General features: G+C 68.8%; 16 protein-coding genes and 1 tRNA gene. All 17 read right to left on the reverse strand.

Features of this window, described 5'->3' with window-relative positions:
- Positions 1 to 9 precede the first annotated feature (9 nt).
- Positions 10 to 1,065 (reverse strand): GTPase ObgE, encoded by a 1,056-nt coding sequence (gene obgE / locus GRI75_RS08395; RefSeq protein WP_160746516.1) that lies wholly within the window; start codon positions 1,063 to 1,065, stop codon positions 10 to 12.
- A 130-nt stretch (positions 1,066 to 1,195) separates the two neighbouring features.
- Positions 1,196 to 1,271 (reverse strand) — tRNA-Ala (locus tag GRI75_RS08400).
- A 116-nt stretch (positions 1,272 to 1,387) separates the two neighbouring features.
- The gene (locus GRI75_RS08405) at positions 1,388 to 2,278 is read right to left on the reverse strand and encodes a hypothetical protein (protein WP_160746517.1); all 891 of its coding nucleotides are present in this window, start codon (positions 2,276 to 2,278) and stop codon (positions 1,388 to 1,390) included.
- Between the two features lie 152 nt (positions 2,279 to 2,430).
- The gene (locus GRI75_RS08410; protein WP_160746518.1) at positions 2,431 to 3,189 is read right to left on the reverse strand and encodes a Bax inhibitor-1/YccA family protein; all 759 of its coding nucleotides are present in this window, start codon (positions 3,187 to 3,189) and stop codon (positions 2,431 to 2,433) included.
- A 119-nt stretch (positions 3,190 to 3,308) separates the two neighbouring features.
- Positions 3,309 to 4,115, reverse strand: coding sequence for a pyrroline-5-carboxylate reductase (gene proC, locus GRI75_RS08415; RefSeq protein WP_160746519.1), 807 nt, complete (start codon positions 4,113 to 4,115; stop codon positions 3,309 to 3,311).
- Between the two features lie 12 nt (positions 4,116 to 4,127).
- Positions 4,128 to 4,634: a type III secretion system chaperone family protein gene (locus GRI75_RS08420; RefSeq protein WP_235911421.1), complete on the reverse strand. Its 507-nt coding sequence runs from the start codon at positions 4,632 to 4,634 to the stop codon at positions 4,128 to 4,130.
- Positions 4,635 to 4,799: 165 nt separating this feature from the next.
- Positions 4,800 to 6,440: an SPOR domain-containing protein gene (locus GRI75_RS08425; protein WP_235911422.1), complete on the reverse strand. Its 1,641-nt coding sequence runs from the start codon at positions 6,438 to 6,440 to the stop codon at positions 4,800 to 4,802.
- Positions 6,441 to 6,523: 83 nt separating this feature from the next.
- The gene (gene ftsZ / locus GRI75_RS08430) at positions 6,524 to 8,179 is read right to left on the reverse strand and encodes a cell division protein FtsZ (RefSeq protein WP_160746521.1); all 1,656 of its coding nucleotides are present in this window, start codon (positions 8,177 to 8,179) and stop codon (positions 6,524 to 6,526) included.
- 127 nt (positions 8,180 to 8,306) lie between these two features.
- Complete coding sequence (ftsA, locus tag GRI75_RS08435) at positions 8,307 to 9,614, reverse strand: cell division protein FtsA (protein WP_160746522.1); 1,308 nt, start codon at positions 9,612 to 9,614, stop codon at positions 8,307 to 8,309.
- Positions 9,614 to 10,519 carry a cell division protein FtsQ/DivIB gene (locus GRI75_RS08440; protein WP_160746523.1) on the reverse strand — a complete coding sequence of 302 codons (906 nt, stop codon included), beginning with the start codon at positions 10,517 to 10,519 and terminating at the stop codon, positions 9,614 to 9,616. Before GRI75_RS08440 ends, ftsA begins: the two co-directional genes overlap by 1 nt.
- Complete coding sequence (locus GRI75_RS08445) at positions 10,519 to 11,478, reverse strand: D-alanine--D-alanine ligase (protein ID WP_160746524.1); 960 nt, start codon at positions 11,476 to 11,478, stop codon at positions 10,519 to 10,521. The genes GRI75_RS08440 and GRI75_RS08445 overlap by 1 nt, the downstream gene beginning before the upstream one ends.
- 136 nt (positions 11,479 to 11,614) lie before the next feature.
- A complete protein-coding gene (gene murB, locus GRI75_RS08450; RefSeq protein ID WP_160746525.1) occupies positions 11,615 to 12,577 on the reverse strand; it encodes a UDP-N-acetylmuramate dehydrogenase in 963 nt (320 codons plus the stop codon).
- Positions 12,574 to 13,989 carry a UDP-N-acetylmuramate--L-alanine ligase gene (gene murC / locus GRI75_RS08455; RefSeq protein WP_160746526.1) on the reverse strand — a complete coding sequence of 472 codons (1,416 nt, stop codon included), beginning with the start codon at positions 13,987 to 13,989 and terminating at the stop codon, positions 12,574 to 12,576. Before murC ends, murB begins: the two co-directional genes overlap by 4 nt.
- Entirely contained in the window at positions 13,986 to 15,233 is a 1,248-nt protein-coding gene (murG, locus tag GRI75_RS08460) for an undecaprenyldiphospho-muramoylpentapeptide beta-N-acetylglucosaminyltransferase (protein WP_160746527.1), read from the reverse strand. The genes murC and murG overlap by 4 nt, the downstream gene beginning before the upstream one ends.
- Positions 15,230 to 16,456, reverse strand: a complete 1,227-nt coding sequence (locus GRI75_RS08465; RefSeq protein ID WP_160746528.1) for an FtsW/RodA/SpoVE family cell cycle protein — start codon at positions 16,454 to 16,456, stop codon at positions 15,230 to 15,232. Before GRI75_RS08465 ends, murG begins: the two co-directional genes overlap by 4 nt.
- Positions 16,453 to 17,808: a UDP-N-acetylmuramoyl-L-alanine--D-glutamate ligase gene (murD, locus tag GRI75_RS08470; protein ID WP_160746529.1), complete on the reverse strand. Its 1,356-nt coding sequence runs from the start codon at positions 17,806 to 17,808 to the stop codon at positions 16,453 to 16,455. Before murD ends, GRI75_RS08465 begins: the two co-directional genes overlap by 4 nt.
- Positions 17,805 to 18,875, reverse strand: coding sequence for a phospho-N-acetylmuramoyl-pentapeptide-transferase (gene mraY, locus GRI75_RS08475; RefSeq protein ID WP_160746530.1), 1,071 nt, complete (start codon positions 18,873 to 18,875; stop codon positions 17,805 to 17,807). Before mraY ends, murD begins: the two co-directional genes overlap by 4 nt.
- Positions 18,876 to 18,879: the final 4 nt, after the last annotated feature.

Genomic DNA, 18,879 nt, shown 5'->3' on the forward strand with positions numbered 1-18,879 from the left:
CGACCGGAGTCAGATAGGCGACCAGTCCCCGATCTCGTCCTCGTCGTCAGGGTCCTGGCGCGGCTGTTCGGTCGCGGTCCGCTGCGGAAGGTAGCTCAGCACCGCATCGAGCAGGGCTTCGACGCCCGCGCCGGTGGCTCCGGAGATCGGAAATACCTCGTCGGCGCCCGCCTCTTTCAGCTCCGCAGCGAACCCGGCGATCAGCTCGGCATCGGCCATGTCGATCTTGTTGAGCGCGACGAGCCGCGGCTTGTCGTCCAGCGCCTCGCCATAAGCCTCGAGCTCGCCTTCCACGACCCGCATCGCCGCCGCGGGATCCGCACCGGTGATGTCGACCAGGTGGATCAGCACCCGGCAGCGTTCGATGTGGCCCAGGAAGCGGTCGCCGATCCCGGCGCCTTCCGCCGCGCCTTCGATCAGCCCGGGAATGTCGGCCAGCACGAACTCGCGGCCCTTGTGGCGCACCACTCCCAGCTTGGGCACCAGCGTGGTGAAGGCATAGTCGCCGACTTTCGCCTGGGCGTTGGAGACCTGGTTGATGAACGTCGATTTGCCGGCGTTTGGCAGGCCCACGAGCCCGGCATCGGCCAGCAGCTTCAGCCGGAGCCAGACCCACAACTCCTGCCCGGCTTCGCCCGGCTGGTGCTGGCGGGGGGCACGGTTGGTGGCCGTCTTGTAGCTGGCGTTGCCGCGCCCGCCCATGCCGCCTTCCAGCAGCGTGACCCGCTGGCCCACTTCCACCAGATCGGCGATCACCGTCTCGCGGTCCTCGTCCAGGATCTGCGTGCCGACGGGGACTTCGATCACCAGGTCGTCGGCGCTCTTGCCGGTGCGGTTCTGGCCCATGCCGTGGCCGCCGCGCTTGGCCTTGAAGTGCTGCGTGTAGCGGAAGTCGATCAGCGTGTTGAGGCCGGGCACCGCGACGAACACGATGTCGCCCCCGCGCCCGCCGTTGCCCCCATCGGGCCCGCCGTACTCGATGTATTTCTCGCGCCGGAAGCTGACCGCGCCGGGGCCGCCGGAGCCGGAGCGGAGATAGATCTTGGCTTGGTCAAGGAAATGCATGGCGATCCAGATAGGCGGCGGGAGAAGAAAGCGCCAGTCGAGCGCAGCGCCCGCTGCTACCCTGGCCTTCGCTGTTGCGCGAAAATCGGCGGGAAACCGTCGCGTCGACGGCTGTTTCCCTGGTCCAAACTGGTGGAGCCGAGGGGAATCGAACCCCTGACCTCGTCATTGCGAACGACGCGCTCTCCCAACTGAGCTACGGCCCCGTCCAGTTTTCATCGCACGGAACACGCCCGGCGAAGAGCGCGCCTCCTAGCGAAAAGCCCGCGCGGTTGGAAGATCAAATGTGGCCGGCGACGCAGGGGCCCGAGTGGCGCAAGGCCTACTGCGCGCCCTCCGCCACCGGCGGCACGACAGGAGTCGCCACCGGCTGCACCACGGGTGTCGCTACGTCGGTGGCCGGCGTGGACAGCACGGGAATGCGTGCCCCGGTCGCCTCGTCCACCACTTCCCCGACGACTTGCACCGCTCCCGTGCTGGCGAGGTTGGGATCGGCCGGAGGCGGCGTCATGTGCACGGCGACGTAGCCGGGCTGCGACGCGCCGTACTGTTGGCCGTACTTCGCATCCCAGGCCGCGGAGTCGATGCGGTACTGCTCGTACTCGCGGAAGAACTGATCGAATACCGCCTCGAAGCGCTGGATGCCGGTGACCGCGAACAGGTTCAGGTCTTCCGGCGGGGTCAGCATGTACTCGTTGGCGAGCTGCAGGGCCGCGTTGCAGAAGCTGCCCAGGGTCGGCGGCAGTGCGAAGTAGTTGTAGACCTGGGTCATCTCCGCTTCGCGCGCCTTAAGCGCGTCTGACCGGGATCCGTGCTCCTGCCGGTATGCCTTGTCGATCGCGGTGTTGGCGGCAGCCAGCTTGCGCGACTGCTGCTTCAGGAACGTCCCATAGCCCTCGAGGATCGGGGCGTGGATCGGATCCATGCAGTTGAGCGCCGCCACGTTCCATGCCGAACGCAGGTGCCACAGCGTTTCGTCCTCGGTCAGGCCGGTGTTCACCGTCACGCGCTTGCCGTCGGGCCCGACCGGCGGGATCGCCATTATGTAGGATGCCCCGCCCGGCGGGATCGGGCGATAAGGCACGGCCTCGACCACGGGAGGCGGCGGAGGAGGAGGCGGCGGCGGGGGAGGCGGAGTGGCGCAAGCGGCAAGCACGGCCAGGCCGCCTGCAGCCATGAAACTGCGCACCGGAATGCGACGAACGGTAAGCATCGGTAAACCTGCCTCTCGGAGTCCCCCGGCAGGATGGAAGCACCCACCTTGCCCGGCAATGAAGCGGCCACCTTAAGCCGCAGGAACGGCAAAGAAAATGCCCGGGAAGCAGTTATGCTCCCCGGGCACGACGAAGCGATTCCGCGCCGCGGTTATTCGCGGCTGGCGCCCATGAAGCGCAGCAGGAAAAGGAACATGTTGATGAAGTCGAGGTAGAGGCTGAGCGCGCCGAGGATGATCGCCTTGCCGGCGAACTCCGTGCCGCGCAGGTGAGCGTACTCGCGCTTCAGTCGCTGCGTGTCGTAGGCGGTCAGGCCGGCGAAGATCAGCACGCCGAGGAAGCTGATCGCCAGCTCCAGGCCGCTGGACTGCAGGAACATGTTCACCACCATGGCGATCAGCAGGCCGATTACGCCCATGACCAGGAAGGTGCCCATGGCGGACAGATCCTTCTTGGTGGTGTAGCCGAACAGGCTGAGGCCGGCGAAGGCGCCCGCGGTGGCGAAGAACGTCGCCGCGATCGAGCTGCCGGTGTAGACCAGGAACACGGTCGAAAGCGACAGGCCCATCGCGATAGCGAAGCCCCAGAACATCGCCTGCAGCGCGCCCCTGCTGAAGCGGTTGGCGCCGAAGCTCATCGCCAGCACGAAGCCGAGCGGAGCCAGGATCACCACCCACGAGAGCAGGCCGCCGTTGACGAACAGATCCGCCGCCATGCCGGACTGCGCGAACAGCATGGCGACGATGCCCGTCAGCAGGACGCCGGAGGTCATGTAGTTGTAGATCGACAGCATGTGCTTGCGCAGGCCGGCGTCGAAAACCTCGCCGGTGCGCGGCACCGATGCGCCAGTGAAGCCCTGAGACGCGCCCAACCCGGGTCGGGTCGTACGGGGATCGTTCCAGTTTGCCATCTCTGTCCTAACTCCATTTTCCGGCCATCATCGTCAGGCCGGTTCATGGGCGAATATCGGCAATGCGCCGGCTCTTTTCAAGGAAAACCGGATAGAATGCCGATAATGGCGGCAGCACCCTACCCGCGCGCCGCGGCGGCCAGTTCCGCCCCGCGATCGCGCGCGGCACGGAGGGTCTCCGTAAGCAAGCGCTCGAGGACCTTGTCGGCATCGAGCACGTCGAGACCCTCGCGCGTCATCCCGCCCGGGCTGGCGACCCGATCGGCAAGCTCACCCGGGCTGTGAGGGGAGGCTGCGGCGAGCGCCGCGGCCCCTTCAACCATGGCCAGCGCCATTCGGCCGGCCTGCTCGCGCGGCAGGCCAAGCTCGGCTGCGCCCGCCGCCAGCGCGTCGATGAAGCGGAACACGAACGCCGGGCCGGAACCGGTCAGCGCCGTGACAAGGTCGAACTCCGCCTCGCCCACCCACTCAGGAGCTCCGAGCGGCTCCATCAGCGCCAGCACTTCGGCCCGGCCACCGTCGTCGAGCCCGCGCTCCGCCAGGGCCACCGGCGACTTGCCGAGCGCCACAGCTAGGTTCGGCATGACCCGCACGTGGCCCCTGGCGGCGGGAAACCGCGCCGCCAGCGTCTCCAGCTCGACCCCGGCCAGCAGCGAGAGCAGCGTCGTGCCCTCGCCCGCCAGCGGCGCCACCTGCGGTGCCACATCGCCCAGCATCTGCGGCTTCACGCCAAGCAGGATCGCGTCGAAAACGCCGCTCGGCGGGACCGAGCGGTCCCGTTCGATCCCCGCCGGCAATGCCTTCGCGCCGGGCTCCACGACGGTGAAACGCGCGGGATCGAGGCCGGCGGCGAGCCACCCGTCGAGCATGGCTCCGGCCATATTGCCGCAGCCGATCATGAGAATCTTCTCTAAGCGTTCAGCCATGTTGGGGACCTCTCAAGCCTCGCCGGCAGCATCGACCATTGCGGCTAGCAGCGCGTCTTTCGGAGCCTTGTCGCCCCACAGCACGAATTGGAAGGCAGGGTAGAACCGGTCGCATTCCGAAACCGCCGTCTCGACCGCAGCCTGCGCCATCGACAGGCCTAGCAGGCCGTCGTCGCCGAGCATCATCCCGTGGCGGTAAAGCAGCACGCCGCCCTGCGACCAGATGTCGAAGTGGCCGATCCAAAGCTGCTCGTTGATCAGCCCGAGCAGCTCGAAGGCGTCGGCGCGCTTGGCGTCGGGCACGCGGATCTCCGGCAAGCAGAGGAGCTGCAGCACGCGGTCTTCCGCGCGCCAGATTCCGCGCATCTGGTAAGTGGTCCAGCTGCCCTGGATCTCGCCGCTGATCTCGTCCTCGCTGACGAACTCGCACGGCCAGCCATGCGCTTCGAAGAGCTGCGCGAGCATCTCCACCGGCGCGGCATCGTCATTCGCAGGCGGCTCGCGGCCGATATTCATCATCGAAATTCCAGTTCCGTTCCAACGCTCACAGCAATGCGCTGCCGGCATGGCCACGATCAATCGCAGGCCCTGACGCCACCGTGCAAAACCGGACAAGCCTGTTCACAAAGTGTGCAAAAGTTGTTCTCCACAACGGTCCGAAGCCGGGGAGCACAGCGGCGCGGGCTACTTGAGCGGCACCACTTCCTCGCCCGCGGCACTGGTGAAGGTGAAGGAGTCCAGGCCCTTTTCCTTAAGCGCGCTGACGGCCTTCTGCGCCTCCGCAGCATTGGCGTAGGGGCCCGTGACCAGGCGGTTGGTCTTACCCCAATCGGCGGTGAATGGCTCGCGCTTCGCCAGCAGATCGCCTGCGGTGCGCTTGATCCGCCGCCAATCGAATGCGAGCGCGGCCAGATCGCGCCCGGTCGCCACTTGCACCCAGAACCGGCTCGGGTGAGCGGGCGGCTTGGGCGGTTCCGCCTTGGGCTTCGGCTTGGGCGCTTCCGCCTTCGGCTTCTCGCTCGTCGGCTCTTCGACCTTCGGCTTTTCGCGCGGCGGCTTGATCGCCGTTATGTCGACCGCCCCACGTGCGGCAGGGGGCGGGGCGTCGGGTACGAGCGTGAACGCCGCGAACGCCTCGCTGAGGCTGACTTCCGGCTCGGCCGGCTCTGCCGCCGGAGCGGCGACGGACAGCGACGGGCGCGGTTCTTCGACCGGAGGTGCTGAAGGCGCGGTCGCCGGCGCCGGGGCAGCCAAGCTCGCCACAAGCACCGGCTGCGCCTGAGGCTGAGGCTGAGGCTGAGGCTGAGGCTGGGCCTGGAGTTGGAACTGAGGCTGGGCCTCAACCGGCGGCGGCGCGGCGGCGGCGACGCGCTGCGGCACTGCCGCTGCCACGACCACCGGTTGTCGCTGCGGAGGCGGCGCCGCGGCGGCGCTCTGCACTGCGGGACGTGCGGCGCCGAGCGGCTCCCCCGTCGGGATCAGGCGGGAATCCGAAGAGCCGGCGGCGGCTTGCGCCGGTGCTGCTGCCCCGGCGTAAGCGGCGATCTGCGCGTTATCGCGGCCGATCTCCGACGCGCGCGGGAAACGCCCGAGGTGGGCCGCTGCAGCCTGCTGCGCCCGTGTCAGCCGCGGCATGTAGCGCAGATAAGGCGCCATCCGGTTCGACAGACGGTCCGGCAGCATCGTTTCCGCGATCGATACGGCCTCCTCGCTCTTGCCCAGGATCGCAAGAGCGAAAGCGCGCGTACGGTAGGCGGCGAGATCCTGGCGCTGGAGCAGCGGCAGCAGGGACGCTTCGGACCCGCGCTGGTCGCCCATGATCGCCTGGCTCAGCGCCAGCCTGCGCACGACTTCGGGATCGTTGGCGCGCGCCAGTGCCTGGCGGTAGAGTTGCTGCGCGCGCGCATTCTCGCCCAGCAGATCGTGCGCCAAGCCGCGGTCGGCGGCGTATTCGGCCATCGGCGCGCCGCTCGCCTCCGCCTGCGCGAACAGCTGCACGGCCGTGAGCGGATCACCCGTGCGCACCATGACGGAGGCCAGCCCGGCCTTCACCCGGCCGTCCGCCGGCGCGATTGCTTCGGCGCGACGGAAGTACCCCAGGGCGGCTTCGGTGTCGTTGAGCCCGATCGCCGCTCGGCCCGCGCGGATCAGCGCGAACACGTCGTTCGGATTGCGCGCCAGATCGCGCAGCGCGCCGTTCAGGTTGGCGAGATCGGCCGGCGGGATCGACTGCACCACCGCGCGTGATGCGCCCTGCGCTGCCGCCGGCGAACTGAGCCCGCCGGCGAGCACGGCTATGACCGCGCAGGCGGCAACACCTGCCAAGCCCGCGGCCGAGCGCTGCTTCCTGCGAAGTGTCATGGCTTGGCCTCTACCCCGGCGCGTCTGAACCGCGCGCGAATGGCACGTTACTGGTTGTTCTGCCGGCCCAGGAAGCGGGGGATGCGCAGCGACGAGGCGCCTTCATCGTCCTCTTCCTCGTCATCCGCAGGATCCGATCCCGCTCGCGAGAGATTGGCCATGCGCTCGAACAGAGTGCTGCCGCCGCTCGCGGGCCTCGCCGGTGCAGCCTGGGGCTGAGCCGCTTCCGCCGCTCCGCCCAGCATGCGCCGGCGCCGCCCGGGCTGCGCCTGCTCGTCCGTATCCAGCGGGTCGGCTCCGAGCAGGAGTTCGTCCTGCTGCTGTGCCGGCCTGAACGCCGGCTCGCCGGCTTCCGTCGTCAGCTCGAGCGCTTCGTCGCCTTCGTTGCCGTCCCACTCGCCCGATCCGTCCGGATCGGCCGGGTCGCGGCTGATGCGCGTTCCGGCAAGCGAGGCGAAGCCGCCCGGCGGCGTCTGCTCGGCGCCCTCGGCTTCGCCATCGAGATCGGCAGCGGCCGCGGCGTACTCGTCCGGCACATAGGGCTCCGGCATGCGCTCGTCGTTAGCGCCTTCCTCGGCGGCCCAGTCGTCCGGCTGCATCGAAAGGCCGGCGGCTTCCTCCGCGGCGGCGGCGTCTTCGGCCAGCTCGTCCTCGGTCGGCAGCGGCAGGACCGGCTTCTTCGGCCCGCGCGCGGCGGAAAGGTTGAGCGGCTGGCGCGCCTGCTGCGCCATTTCGGCGTTCTGCTCGATGCCCGTGGCGACGACCGACACGCGGATCTTGCCTTCGAGGTCCGGATTGAACGCCGAGCCCCAGATGATGTTGGCTTCGGGATCGACCAGTTCGCGGATGTGGTTCGCCGCTTCGTCGATCTCGAGCAGCTTCATGTCCTCGCCGCCGATGATCGAGATGATCACGCCCTTGGCGCCCTGCATCGACACGCCATCGAGCAACGGGTTGGCGATAGCGCGTTCGGCGGCCTCGAGCGCGCGGTTCTCGCCCTCGCCCTCGCCCGTGCCCATCATCGCCTTGCCCATCTCGCCCATCACCGAGCGGACGTCGGCAAAGTCGAGGTTGATCAGGCCCGGCATGACCATGAGGTCGGTGATCGAGCGGACGCCCTGCTGCAGCACTTCGTCCGCCAGCTGGAACGCTTCCTTGAAGGTCGTGTCCGCCTTGGCCACCAGGAACAGGTTCTGGTTCGGAATGACGATCAGCGTGTCGACGTGCTTCTGCAACTCGTCGATGCCCGCCTCGGCGGAACGCATGCGGCGCGTGCCTTCGAACAGGAACGGCTTGGTCACCACGCCCACGGTCAGCACGCCCCGGCGGCGCGCGATCTCGGCGATTACCGGCGCGGCGCCGGTTCCGGTGCCACCGCCCATGCCGGCGGCGATGAAGACCATGTTCACGCCTTCCAGCGCGCGCTCGATCTCTGCGACGGTCTCCTCCGCCGCAGCGCGGCCGACTTCCGGCCGCGATCCGGCACCCAGGCCCTGGGTAATTTCCGGCCCGAGTTGGATGCGGTGCTCGGCAATGGCGTTGTTGAGCGCCTGGGCGTCCGTATTGGCGACGATGAAATCGACGCCTTCGATCTCGGCCTGGATCATGTTGGCGATGGCGTTGCCGCCGGCTCCGCCGACACCGATCACGGTGATGCGAGGACGCAGCTCTTCCACCGAGGGCGGGCCGATGTTGATGCTCATTCCGATGTCTCCAGAAGGAGTTTGAATAGGTTCCTTATCGCTTCTGCCACAAAGCGATTCAGGGGTGCAAAAGGTAAATGGCCTTATCCACAAACGTGGTTGGAGCCCTTCCGAGGGTCAGAGGCCCTCAAAAGTACTCCTTCATCGCATGCCACAGCCGCCGGGCCATCGCCGTGGCGCCGAATTGGCCGGTGATCTGCTGGCCGGTGTTCACCGTGCGCACGTCGACCGGATCTTCCGCCGCGTAGAGCACGAGCCCGGCAAGCGTGGCGAAACCCGGCACGGCATGGGCTTCGGGCAGCCCGCGCAGCTGCGGCGCGCGGCCGATCCGCACCGGCTTGCCAAGCGCCGCCTGGGCATAGTCAGCAAGGCCCGCCAGTTCCGCGCCGCCGCCGGTGAAGACCACCTGCCGGCTGCGCGAGCCGGACCTGCCGCCTGCGAAGCCCGCGGAAAAGCCGTGTGTCTCCAGCGCGCGGCCGATGTCGCTGACCAGGCGGTCGAGCTCGCCGGTGATGATCGAGATGAGCTCCGAACGGGGGATGCGGTTCTGCTCGTCCGCGCCGCGGGCGATAGGCCCGGAGCGGTCGTCTCCCGGCCCGGCGACGGCGACCAGTTCCCGGTGATCGTTCGGGCTGGCGATGGCCGAGCCGTGGACGCACTTGAGGCGCTCCGCCTGGAAACGGCGGATGCCCAGGGTGCTTGCGATGGCGTCGGTGATGTCCGCCGATCCGGTGGGGATGGCGGTCAGCCCCACGAGCATGCCGGCGGCGAACACGGCGACGTTGGTCACCTCACCGCCGAATTCCACCAGCGCAACGCCGAGATCGCGTTCCTCAGCCGTGAGGCAGGCATAACCGGTCGCGAGCGGCGAGGCGACGATGGCTTCCACATGGAGGTGGGCGTTCTCAACAGCTTCCCGCAAGTTGCGCATCGGCGCACCGTCTGCCAGCATCGTGTGGATATCGACCCCGAGCCGTTCGGCATGGAGACCCTTCGGGTTGGCGACCCCATCCGCGCCGTCGAGGAAATAGCAGGCCGGCTGCGCGTGGAGCACCATCCGTCCATCGGGCTCGAGCGCATCGCGGGCGGCGGCGAGCAACTGCTCGATATCCTCTTCCTCGATCCGCCGGCCGCCAATCTCGATCTCGACCTGGCTGATGCGGCTGGCGAGGCCGGCGCCGGACGCGCCGATCCATACGTCCGTGACGCTCGTTCCGGCGAGCTTTTCGGCCCGCTCCAGCGCGTCGCGCACAGCGTAAGTGGCCGCGGCCATGTCGGTGACATAGCCGCGCTTGATCCCCTGCGCCGCGCGGTGGCCCGATCCGAGTACGGTCATCTCGCCGTTCTCGGTCATCCCGGCGATCATCGCGGAAACGCGGAAGCTGCCGATGTTCACCGCGCCGAATACGCGCGTGATGCGGGGCTGGCTGGCCATCAGGTGCCCTCCGCGATCTGCGGCGGTCCCGCGCAGTCCGGGCAGCGCATGTAGATCCGCTCCGGCGTGCGCATGTCGAACGCCACGACTTTGCCGCCGAGCAGGCGGTTCAGGCCGTCGAGCCGCGCGAAGTTGATCAGCGCGCCCGCCGCCACTTCGGGGCCCTGCGGCAACGCGAGCACCTGGCCCGTCTTGAAGGTGAGGTTCCAGCGCCGGTTGCCGATCCATTCGGCTTCGGTAACTTGCGGGCGCAGCGCCGGCGCGGCGTCGAGGAGCGTCGAGAGCGCCCCCACCTGCGCCTGTGCGCCCGGGCCGGAAATCAGCAATTTGCCCTTGGCCTCGGCAGCGGAAACCGGCTCCAGTTCATGGCCCGCGGCGTCGATCAGGACCAGCTTGCCCGGCTTGCGCAGCACGGCATGCGGCGTGCGTTCGACGATGTCGATGACCACCCGGTCCGGCAGCTGGCGCGACACCCTGGCATCCTCGACCCAGCTCAGCTCCATGACCGAATCCCGCAGGGCGTGGAGGTCCACTTGCGGCATCGCCCGGTCCCGCTCGCCCAGCACGCGCTCATAGACCTTGAGCTCGTTCAGCCGCTCGACCCCGCGCACTTCGACCCGGTTGACCTCGAAGCCGGCATCGGCAGCGACCACCGCGATCTTGTGATCGATCAGCGCTGTCAGCCCGGCCAGGCTGGCGACCAGCCATGCCAGCACCGCCGCCGCGCCGAGGATCACGATCAGGAAGAAGCGGTGCAGCTGCTCCTCGGTGAACGGCAGCACGCGCATCAGGGCGTCGACCGCCGAGTTGGTCTTCGCCCGCGCCTTGCGGACCTGCTGCTGCGTTCCCTGGGCCCGGGCCTGGCGGCGCACGCCGGTGGGCTTGCGGCGGATCGTCTGGGCCATCAGCCCTGCCCCTCCGGCAGCCTGCCGAAGTGGCGCAGCGCGTCCTCGATGATGATCTCGACCAGCTCGCCATATTCGATACCGCAGTAGCGCGCCTGTTCGGGCACCAGGCTCAGCGGGGTCATGCCCGGCTGGGTGTTGGTCTCGAGCAGGAACAGCCCTTCCTCGCCCAGCTCGTCGTCCCAGCGGAAATCGGAGCGGCTCGTGCCGCGGCACCCGAGCAGGCGGTGGGCGCGCAGCGCATAGTCGAGGCACAGGCGGGCGATGTTCTCGGGGATTTCCGCTGGGCAGACGTGCTGCGTCATCCCGTCGGTATACTTCGCGTCGAAGTCGTAGAACCCGCTCTTGGGCACGAGTTCGGTCACCATCAGCGCACGTTCGCCCAGTACCGCCGTGGTCAGCTCGCGCCCACGGATGTACGGTTCGGCCAGCAGGCTGGGGAACTCCTGCCAGGGTCCTTTGCTGTCCCGGTTGATGGGATTGCCGTAGTTGCCCCCTTCGGTGACGATCGCCACGCCGACCGACGATCCCTCGTTTACCGGTTTCAGCACGTAAGGCCGCGGCAGCGGATCGCCCTGGTACAGGTCCTCGCTCCGCACGATGCGCCCGCCGGGCATCGGGATGCCATGCGGCACCAGCGCGTGCTTGGTGAGCTCCTTGTCGATCGCGATGACCGAAGTGGCGAGGCCCGAGTGGGTATAGGGCACGCCCATCAGGTCCATCATGCCCTGTACGGTGCCGTCCTCGCCGGGAACGCCATGCAGCGCGTTGAACACGACGTCGGGATCGGCATCGGCAAGCCGCGCCGCGACCTGGCGGTCCATGTCGATGCGCGTGACGCGGTGGCCGCGCTCGATCAGCGCCTCGGCCACGCCTTCTCCGCTCATCAGCGAGACCGGGCGCTCGCTCGCCCAGCCGCCCATCAGCACGGCGACGTGGAGTTTGGGGAGACGGCTCACAAGATCCTCCCCCCCTGGGGGAGGGGGACCGCCGGCCGCAGGCCGGTAGTGGAGGGGGCCAGTGCGTGGCAAGCCCCCTCAGTCAGCGCTTCGCGCTGCCAGCTCCCCCAGAGGGGGAGCATTTTGGAATGCGCACTCACGGCCGCCCCACCCGCTGGATTTCCCATTCGAGGTTCACGCCCTGGCTCTCCGCCACGCGGCGGCGCACTTCCTCGCCCAGGCCTTCGATGTCGGCGCTGCTCGCATCGCCGGTGTTGATGAGGAAATTGGCATGTTTCTCACTCACTTGCGCGCCGCCCATCACGAGCCCGCGGCAACCCGCCGCGTCGACCAGGCGCCAGGCCTTGTCACCGGGAGGGTTCTTGAATGTCGATCCGCCGGTCTTGGTGCGCAGCGGCTGCGATGCCTCGCGCGCGGCGGCGATACGGTCCATCTCCGCGCCGATCTGCTGCGGATCGCCCGGCGTTCCGCGCAGCCGCGCCGAGATCACGACCGCGCCTTCCGGTAGCGCCGAATGGCGATAGGTGTACTGCAGCTCGCGGGCCGGCAGCGTCACCACGTTGCCGCCGGGCATCGCCACCTCGCAATCGACCAGGACGTCCGCCACCTCGCGCCCATAGGCGCCGCCGTTCATGCGCACGAAACCGCCGACAGTGCCGGGGATTCCGCGCAGGAACTCGAGCCCGGCGATCCCCGCGTCGCGCGCGGTCGAGGAGACGAGGATGCCGCTCGCCCCGCCGCCGCAGCGCAGCTCGCATTCGCCGAGAACCTCGACTTGCGAGAACGCCTTGCCGAGCCGCACCACGACACCGGGTACGCCGCCGTCACGGACGATCAGGTTGGAGCCGAGGCCGAGCGCCATGAGCGGCGTCCCCTCATCGATCCCGGCAAGGAAGGCCAGCAGGTCCTCGCGGTCCTCCGGCTCGAACAGCCAGTCGGCCGTGCCGCCGCTCTTGAACCAGACCAGCTTGGCCAGCGGCGCGTCGCGGGTCAGCTTGCCGCGCACTTTGCCGCCGGCGAAGCCCGCGGGCGCGCTCGCGTCTTCGGAGGCGGGAGCGCGGGTCCAGGCCCGGAGGTCGTCGCCCTGCTGCCGGGTCATGCCGCCCGCTCCCGCCGCGCCTCGATGGCGGAGGCCAGGCCGGCGGCCCACTTGGTAATGTCGCCCGCGCCGAGGCAGACGATCATGTCGCCCGCCTGCACGATGCCGGCGAGTTCCGCCGCCAGCTCGTCCGGCCCGGCGATTTCGTTCACCGAATGGTGGCCGGCGGCGCGCATGCCTTCGACCAAACGCGCGGAATCCACGCCCTCGATCGGCTGCTCGCCAGCGGGATAGACCGGCGCGGCATAGACGATGTCGGCATCGTTGAAGGCCGCCTGGAACTCGCTCATCAGGTCGCGCAGGCGGGTGTAGCGGTGCGGCTGGACCACGGCGATCACCCTGCCCCGCGCCGCTTCCCGCGCCGCCGACAGGACCGCGCGGATCTCCACCGGGTGGTGCGCGTAATCGTCGATCACGGTAGCGCCGGCCACGGTGCCCACGCGGGTGAAGCGGCGCCGGACCCCGCCGAACTGCGCGAAGCCGGAACGGATCACCTCATCGCTGCAACCCATCTCCAGCGCCACGGCGGCGGCGGCGAGGGCGTTCTGGATGTTGTGCCGACCGGGCATCGGCAGCGAAATGTCGGCGATGCGGCGTGTGCTGCCGTCGCGTTCGCGCAGGACGGCGTCGAACAGGTTGCCGCCTTCGTGGCTGCGGATGTTCTCGCCGCGCAAGTCCGCCTGGGCGGAGAACCCGTACGTAATCACGCGCCGGTCGCGCACTTTGCCGATGACGCCCTGCACCTCGGGATGGTCGATGCACAGCACCGCCGCGCCGTAGAACGGCACGTTCTCGATGAACTCGACGAATGCCTGCTTCACCGCTTCGAAAGAGCCGTAATGGTCGAGGTGTTCCGGGTCGATGTTGGTGACCACCGCGATCGTGCCGTCGAGCCGCAGGAAGCTGCCGTCGCTCTCGTCCGCCTCGACCACCATCCACTCGCTGTCGCCGAGCCGGGCGTTCGAGCCATAGCTTTCGATGATGCCGCCGTTGATCACCGTCGGATCGATCCCGCCCGCATCGAGCAGGGCGGCGACCATGCTGGTCGTCGTGGTCTTGCCGTGCGTGCCGGCGACGGCGACGGTCTTCTTCAGCCGCATCAGCTCGGCCAGCATCTCGGCGCGGCGGACCACCGGGATGCGGCGCTCCAGCGCGGTGGCGACTTCGGGATTGGAGCGCTTCACCGCCGTCGAGGTCACGACCACGGCCGCATCGCCGAGGTTCGCGGCATCGTGGCCGATGAACACGGCAATCCCGCGCTTGCGCAAGCGTTCGACCGTCGCGCTTTCACCGATGTCGGAGCCCTGCACGGTGTAGCCGAGGTTGTGCATCACCTCGGCGATGCCGGACATGCCGATCCCGCCGATGCCGACGAAGTGGATCGTGCCGATATCGGTGCCGACGCCCTTCACGAGCGGCCACCGGCGAACTGGGCGAGATGCTGGGCGAGCGGGCCGAAGACCGTCTCATCGCCCTCCATCCGTGCCGTGCCTGCCGAAGCTGTCGCGCCCGAGGCCGCCGGAGCGGTGCGCCCGACGCGGATCACGTCCTGGATCGGCGCGCCGCCGAAGCTCTCGACCAGGTCGGCCAGGTCCTCGGCCGCTTTGGGCCGGCCGCAGTTCCAGGCCGCATGGGCGGCGGTGGCGAGGGTTTCCGGGTGCTGGGCCATGGCCTGGATCTGCTTAGCGAGCTCCTTGGCGGTGAACTTGTGCTGGCGGATCGCCCGCGCGCCGCCGGCCTTGACGATCTCGCGGGTATTGGCAGCCTGGTGATCGTCGGTGGCAATCGGCAGCGGCACCAGGATCGCCGGACGGCCGACCGCGGTCAACTCCGCGATCGTCGAAGCGCCTGCGCGGCCGATGAACAAGTGCGCATCGGCGAGCCGCCCGGCCATGTCGTCGAAATAGGTCCCGAGCTCCGCAGGAATGCCGTGGTTGGCATAGCGCTGGCGCACGGCTTCGAGGTCTTCCGCGCGGCACTGCTGGGTGACTTGCAGGCGGCTGCGCAAGGCCGGCTGGAGCATCGCGAGCCCATCGGGCACGATTTCCGACAGCACGCGCGCCCCCTGGCTCCCGCCGGTGACCAGCACGCGCAGGAGGCCGTCCTGCGTAAATGCGGGAAACGGCTCCTCGCGCAGCGACAGGACTTGCGGCCGCACCGGATTGCCGACGAGGTGGACTTTCTCGGCCCAGCTCGGCTTCAGCCGCTCGACTTCGGGATAGGCGGTCGCGATCGCATCGACCCGGCCGGCGAGCAGGCGGTTGACTCGGCCGAGCACGGCATTCTGTTCGTGGATCACCGAAGCTATGCCTGCCGCCCGCGCGGCGAGCAGCGCCGGGAGCGCCGGATAGCCGCCGAACCCGACGACCGCGGTCGGCTGGAAGCTTTCGAACAGGCGCAGCGCCATGCGGCGCCCTTCGAGCACCGCGGCAACGCCCTTGAACCAGTGCAGCGGGTTCTTGCCGAAGCGGCCCGCCGGAAGGACGTGCGCGGTCAGGAAGTCGGGCTTCCCCGGGATCGCCGCGCCGCGCTTGTCGGTGATCAGCGCGACATGATGCCCCCGCCGTTCCAGCGCATGGGCAAGCGCGAAGGCGGGCGTCAGGTGCCCGCCCGTGCCGCCCGCGGCAAGGACGAAGTGGCGGCTAGGGCCGGTCATCGTAGCTTCTCCTGCCGCGCCAGGGCGGCCTTGAGGCCGAGTCCATCGCGGCTGAGGAACGGGTTGCGCCGGGTCAGCGCCAGCAGCAGCCCGATCGTCAGGCACTGGGCGATGGTCGAGGATCCGCCGTAGCTGATCAGCGGCAGGGTCATACCCTTGGAGGGAAACAGCTGCAGGTTCACCAGGATGTTGATGAACGCCTGCCCGCCGAACAGCACCACCAGGCCCGCAGCGGCCAGCAGGGCGAAAACGTTCTCTTCTTCCAGCAGCCGGACGATCACCCGCAGCACGATGGCGAGGTAAAGCAGCACCACGAGCCCGCACATGAGCAGCCCGAACTCCTCGCCGATCACCGAGAAGATGTAATCGGTGTGGGCTTCCGGCAGCTGCATCTTGCGGCGGCCGAGCCACAGCCCGGCGCCGGTCCAACCGCCGCCTAGCAGGGCCTTGCTGGCGAGATCGACCTGGTCGAAGGCCGTGCCGCCGCCGATGAAGCTGTCGATGCGGTGGCGTGCGTTGTCGTAGAACACGTAAGCGAGCGCGAGCGCCGCCATGCCGGCGCCGCCGGCCATCATGATCCGCTGCATCGGCATCCCGGCCAGCATCGCCACGGCCAGCCAGGCCCCGACGAACAGCATGGCGTCACCCAGGTTCGGCTGCATCATCAGCAGCAGGCCGACCAGGCCCATCAGGCCCATGGTCGCAGGGATGACCGGCAGGTCCGGATCGCGCAGTTTCCACGAGAGGATCCAGGCGAGCAGGATCGCGTAGGCGGGCTTCAGGAACTCGCTCGGCTGGAAGCGGATCCCAAGATCGATCCAGCGCTTGGCGCCGTTCACTTCGCTACCTAGGACAGGCACGAGCACCAGCGCCGCAATCATCGCCGCACCGAGGATGATCCCGCCCCGCCGCGCAGTGTCGCGCGTGAGGAGCGAGGCGCCGAGCATGACCGCCAGACCGACCACCTGCCAGCGCAGGTGCGCCCAGTAAAAATAGAGATCGTCGAGCCGCACCGAAGAGCTGGACAGCCGCCGGGCGCTCGCCGGGGATGCCGCCGCCACCGCGACCGAGCCGATCACCATCAGCGCCAGCACCAGCCCCAGCAGAACCCGGTCGACTTCGCGCCACCAGATCCGCAGCTCCGCCTTCCGGTTCTGCCTGAAGCGCGGCGCGGCCGGCGCCCGCACGCCGGGCCGGGGGATATAGGGGCGCGCGGCGCTCATGCGGCAGACCTGGCCGCGAACTCGTGCGACGGCGCTACGCTGCCGGTCAGACCGGCGACGATCTGGCGGAAAGCCTCGCCGCGCGCTTCGTAGTCCTTGAACTGGTCGAAGCTGGCGCAGGCAGGGGACAGCAGGATCACGTCGCCCGGCTTCGCCCGGGCCATGGCCCGAGGTACGGCTTCGCACAGCATCTCGCAGCGCTCGACCGCCATGGCTGGCGCGAGGATCTCGGCGAAGCGCGGGCCGGCCTCCCCGATCGTGTAGGCGGCGACGATATTGCCGAAGGCCGGAGCGCAATCGTCGAGATCGTCGCCCTTGGGCAGCCCGCCGCAGATCCAGTGCACCCGCCTTCCGGGATTCGGCGGATAGGCAGCCAGCGCCGGCGCGGTCGACGCCGGGTTGGTCGCCTTGCTGTCGTTGACGAACGTCACGCCGCCGAACGTGCCGAGTACTTCCATGCGGTGCGGGAGGCCTCGGAAATCGGCTAGCCCGCCCTCGATGGCGTCCTGCGGCAGGCCGAGTTCGCGCGCGATCGCTTCGGCGATGGCGGCGTTCTGCAGGTTGTGCGGGCCCTGCAGCCCGAGCCAGCCCGTCTGGCGCTGAGCCATGGCCTCGGTTTCGGCGCAGACCGCCCGGCCGGCCGCCCGGCGCGCCGTCTCCGCTTCGAACACGGCGCACGTGGGGGCGTCGTCGCAGCCGAACACGGCGAACTGCCCGGCCTCCTGCATCGCGAATAGCCGCGCCTTCGACGCGGCATAATCGGCGAAGCTGTCGTAGCGGTCGAGATGGTCGGGCGTGATGTTGGTCAGCGCAGCCGCCTCGCAGGCGAGCGAGCGGGTGAGGTCGATCTGATAGCTCGACAGCTCCAGCACATAGACCCCGCCTTCGGGCAGCGGCTCCTGGCCGAGGATCGGCAGGCCGATGTTGCCGCCCATGCGGGTGGGTATGCCGGAGCGTTCGAACAGGTGGTGGACCAGCGCGGTCGTAGTCGACTTGCCGTTGGTTCCGGTGATGCCCACGACCTTGTGCGCCGGCAGGCTGGGGCGGGCCAGCGCGAACAGCTCGATATCGCCGATCACCGGCACGCCGGCTGCGCGCGCCTTCTCGGTGATGGGATGGGTGTTGAGCGGCACGCCCGGCGAGACGACTACCCCGTCGAAGCCGGCGAGATCGATCTCCAGCGGATCGGCGATCACGGCCTTATCCGCCACTTGTTCGCGCGGGCCTTCCCGCCGGTCCCAGGCGGTGACCTGGGCGCCGCTGGCGGCCAGCGCCTCGACCGTCGCCATGCCGGATCGGGCTAGGCCGAGAACGGCGTAGCGCTTGCCGGCGAAGATGGGCGAGACGATCATCGCAGCTTGAGCGTCGCCAGCCCGAGGACGGCGAGCACTATCGCGATGATCCAGAAGCGGATCACGACGGTCGCTTCCGACCAGCCGAGCTGCTCGAAGTGATGGTGGATCGGGGCCATGCGAAAGATCCGCTTGCCGGTGCGCTTGAACCAGAAGACCTGGATGATCACGCTGGCGGTCTCCATCACGAACAGGCCGCCGATGATCAGCAGTACGAGCTCGTGATTGGTCGCCACTGCGATCGCGCCGAGCGCCCCGCCGAGTGCGAGGCTGCCGGTGTCGCCCATGAACACCGCCGCCGGCGGCGCGTTGAACCACAGGAACGCCAGCCCGCCGCCGATCATCGCCGCGCACAGGACCGCCAGTTCGCCCGCGCCGGGGACGTGCGGTATGCCCAGGTAGGCCGAATAGTCGACGCGGCCCACCAGATAGCAGATGAACAGGAACGCGCTGGCGGCAATGACCACCGGCATCGTCGCCAGTCCGTCGAGCCCGTCGGTCAGGTTCACCGCATTGCCGAAGCCGACGATCACCGTGGCCGCGAACACATAATACAGCGGGCCGAGCGGGATGTAACGGTCCGACATGAAGGGGACGTAGAGGTTCGTCCCGGTCGGCTCCACGATCATCCACGTGGCCACGGCGGCGACGGCGAATTCCATCATCAGCCGGACTTTGCCCGACACGCCCTTGTGGCTGCGCTTGGTCACTTTGTCGAAATCGTCGAGGAAGCCGATCATCCCGAAGCCGACCGTCACGAGCAGGCACGCCCACACGAACGGGCTGCGCGGATCCATCCACAGCAGCATCGACAGGACCAGCGAGCTCAGGATCATCAGCCCGCCCATCGTCGGCGTGCCGACTTTGGCGAGATGGGTCTGCGGCCCGTCGGTGCGGATCGGCTGACCCCTGCCCTGGCGCACGCGCAGCATGGCGATGAATTTGGGGCCGATCAGGAGGCCGATCGTCAGCGCCGTCAGCAGCGTCGCCCCGGAGCGGAATGTCTGGTAGCGGACGAGGTTGAAGAGCCCCTCGAACTCAAGCCATTGCGCAAGCAGATACAGCATTCGT

It is taken from the genome of Croceibacterium soli, from assembly GCF_009828065.1.
GTDB classification, from domain to species: domain Bacteria; phylum Pseudomonadota; class Alphaproteobacteria; order Sphingomonadales; family Sphingomonadaceae; genus Croceibacterium_B; species Croceibacterium_B soli.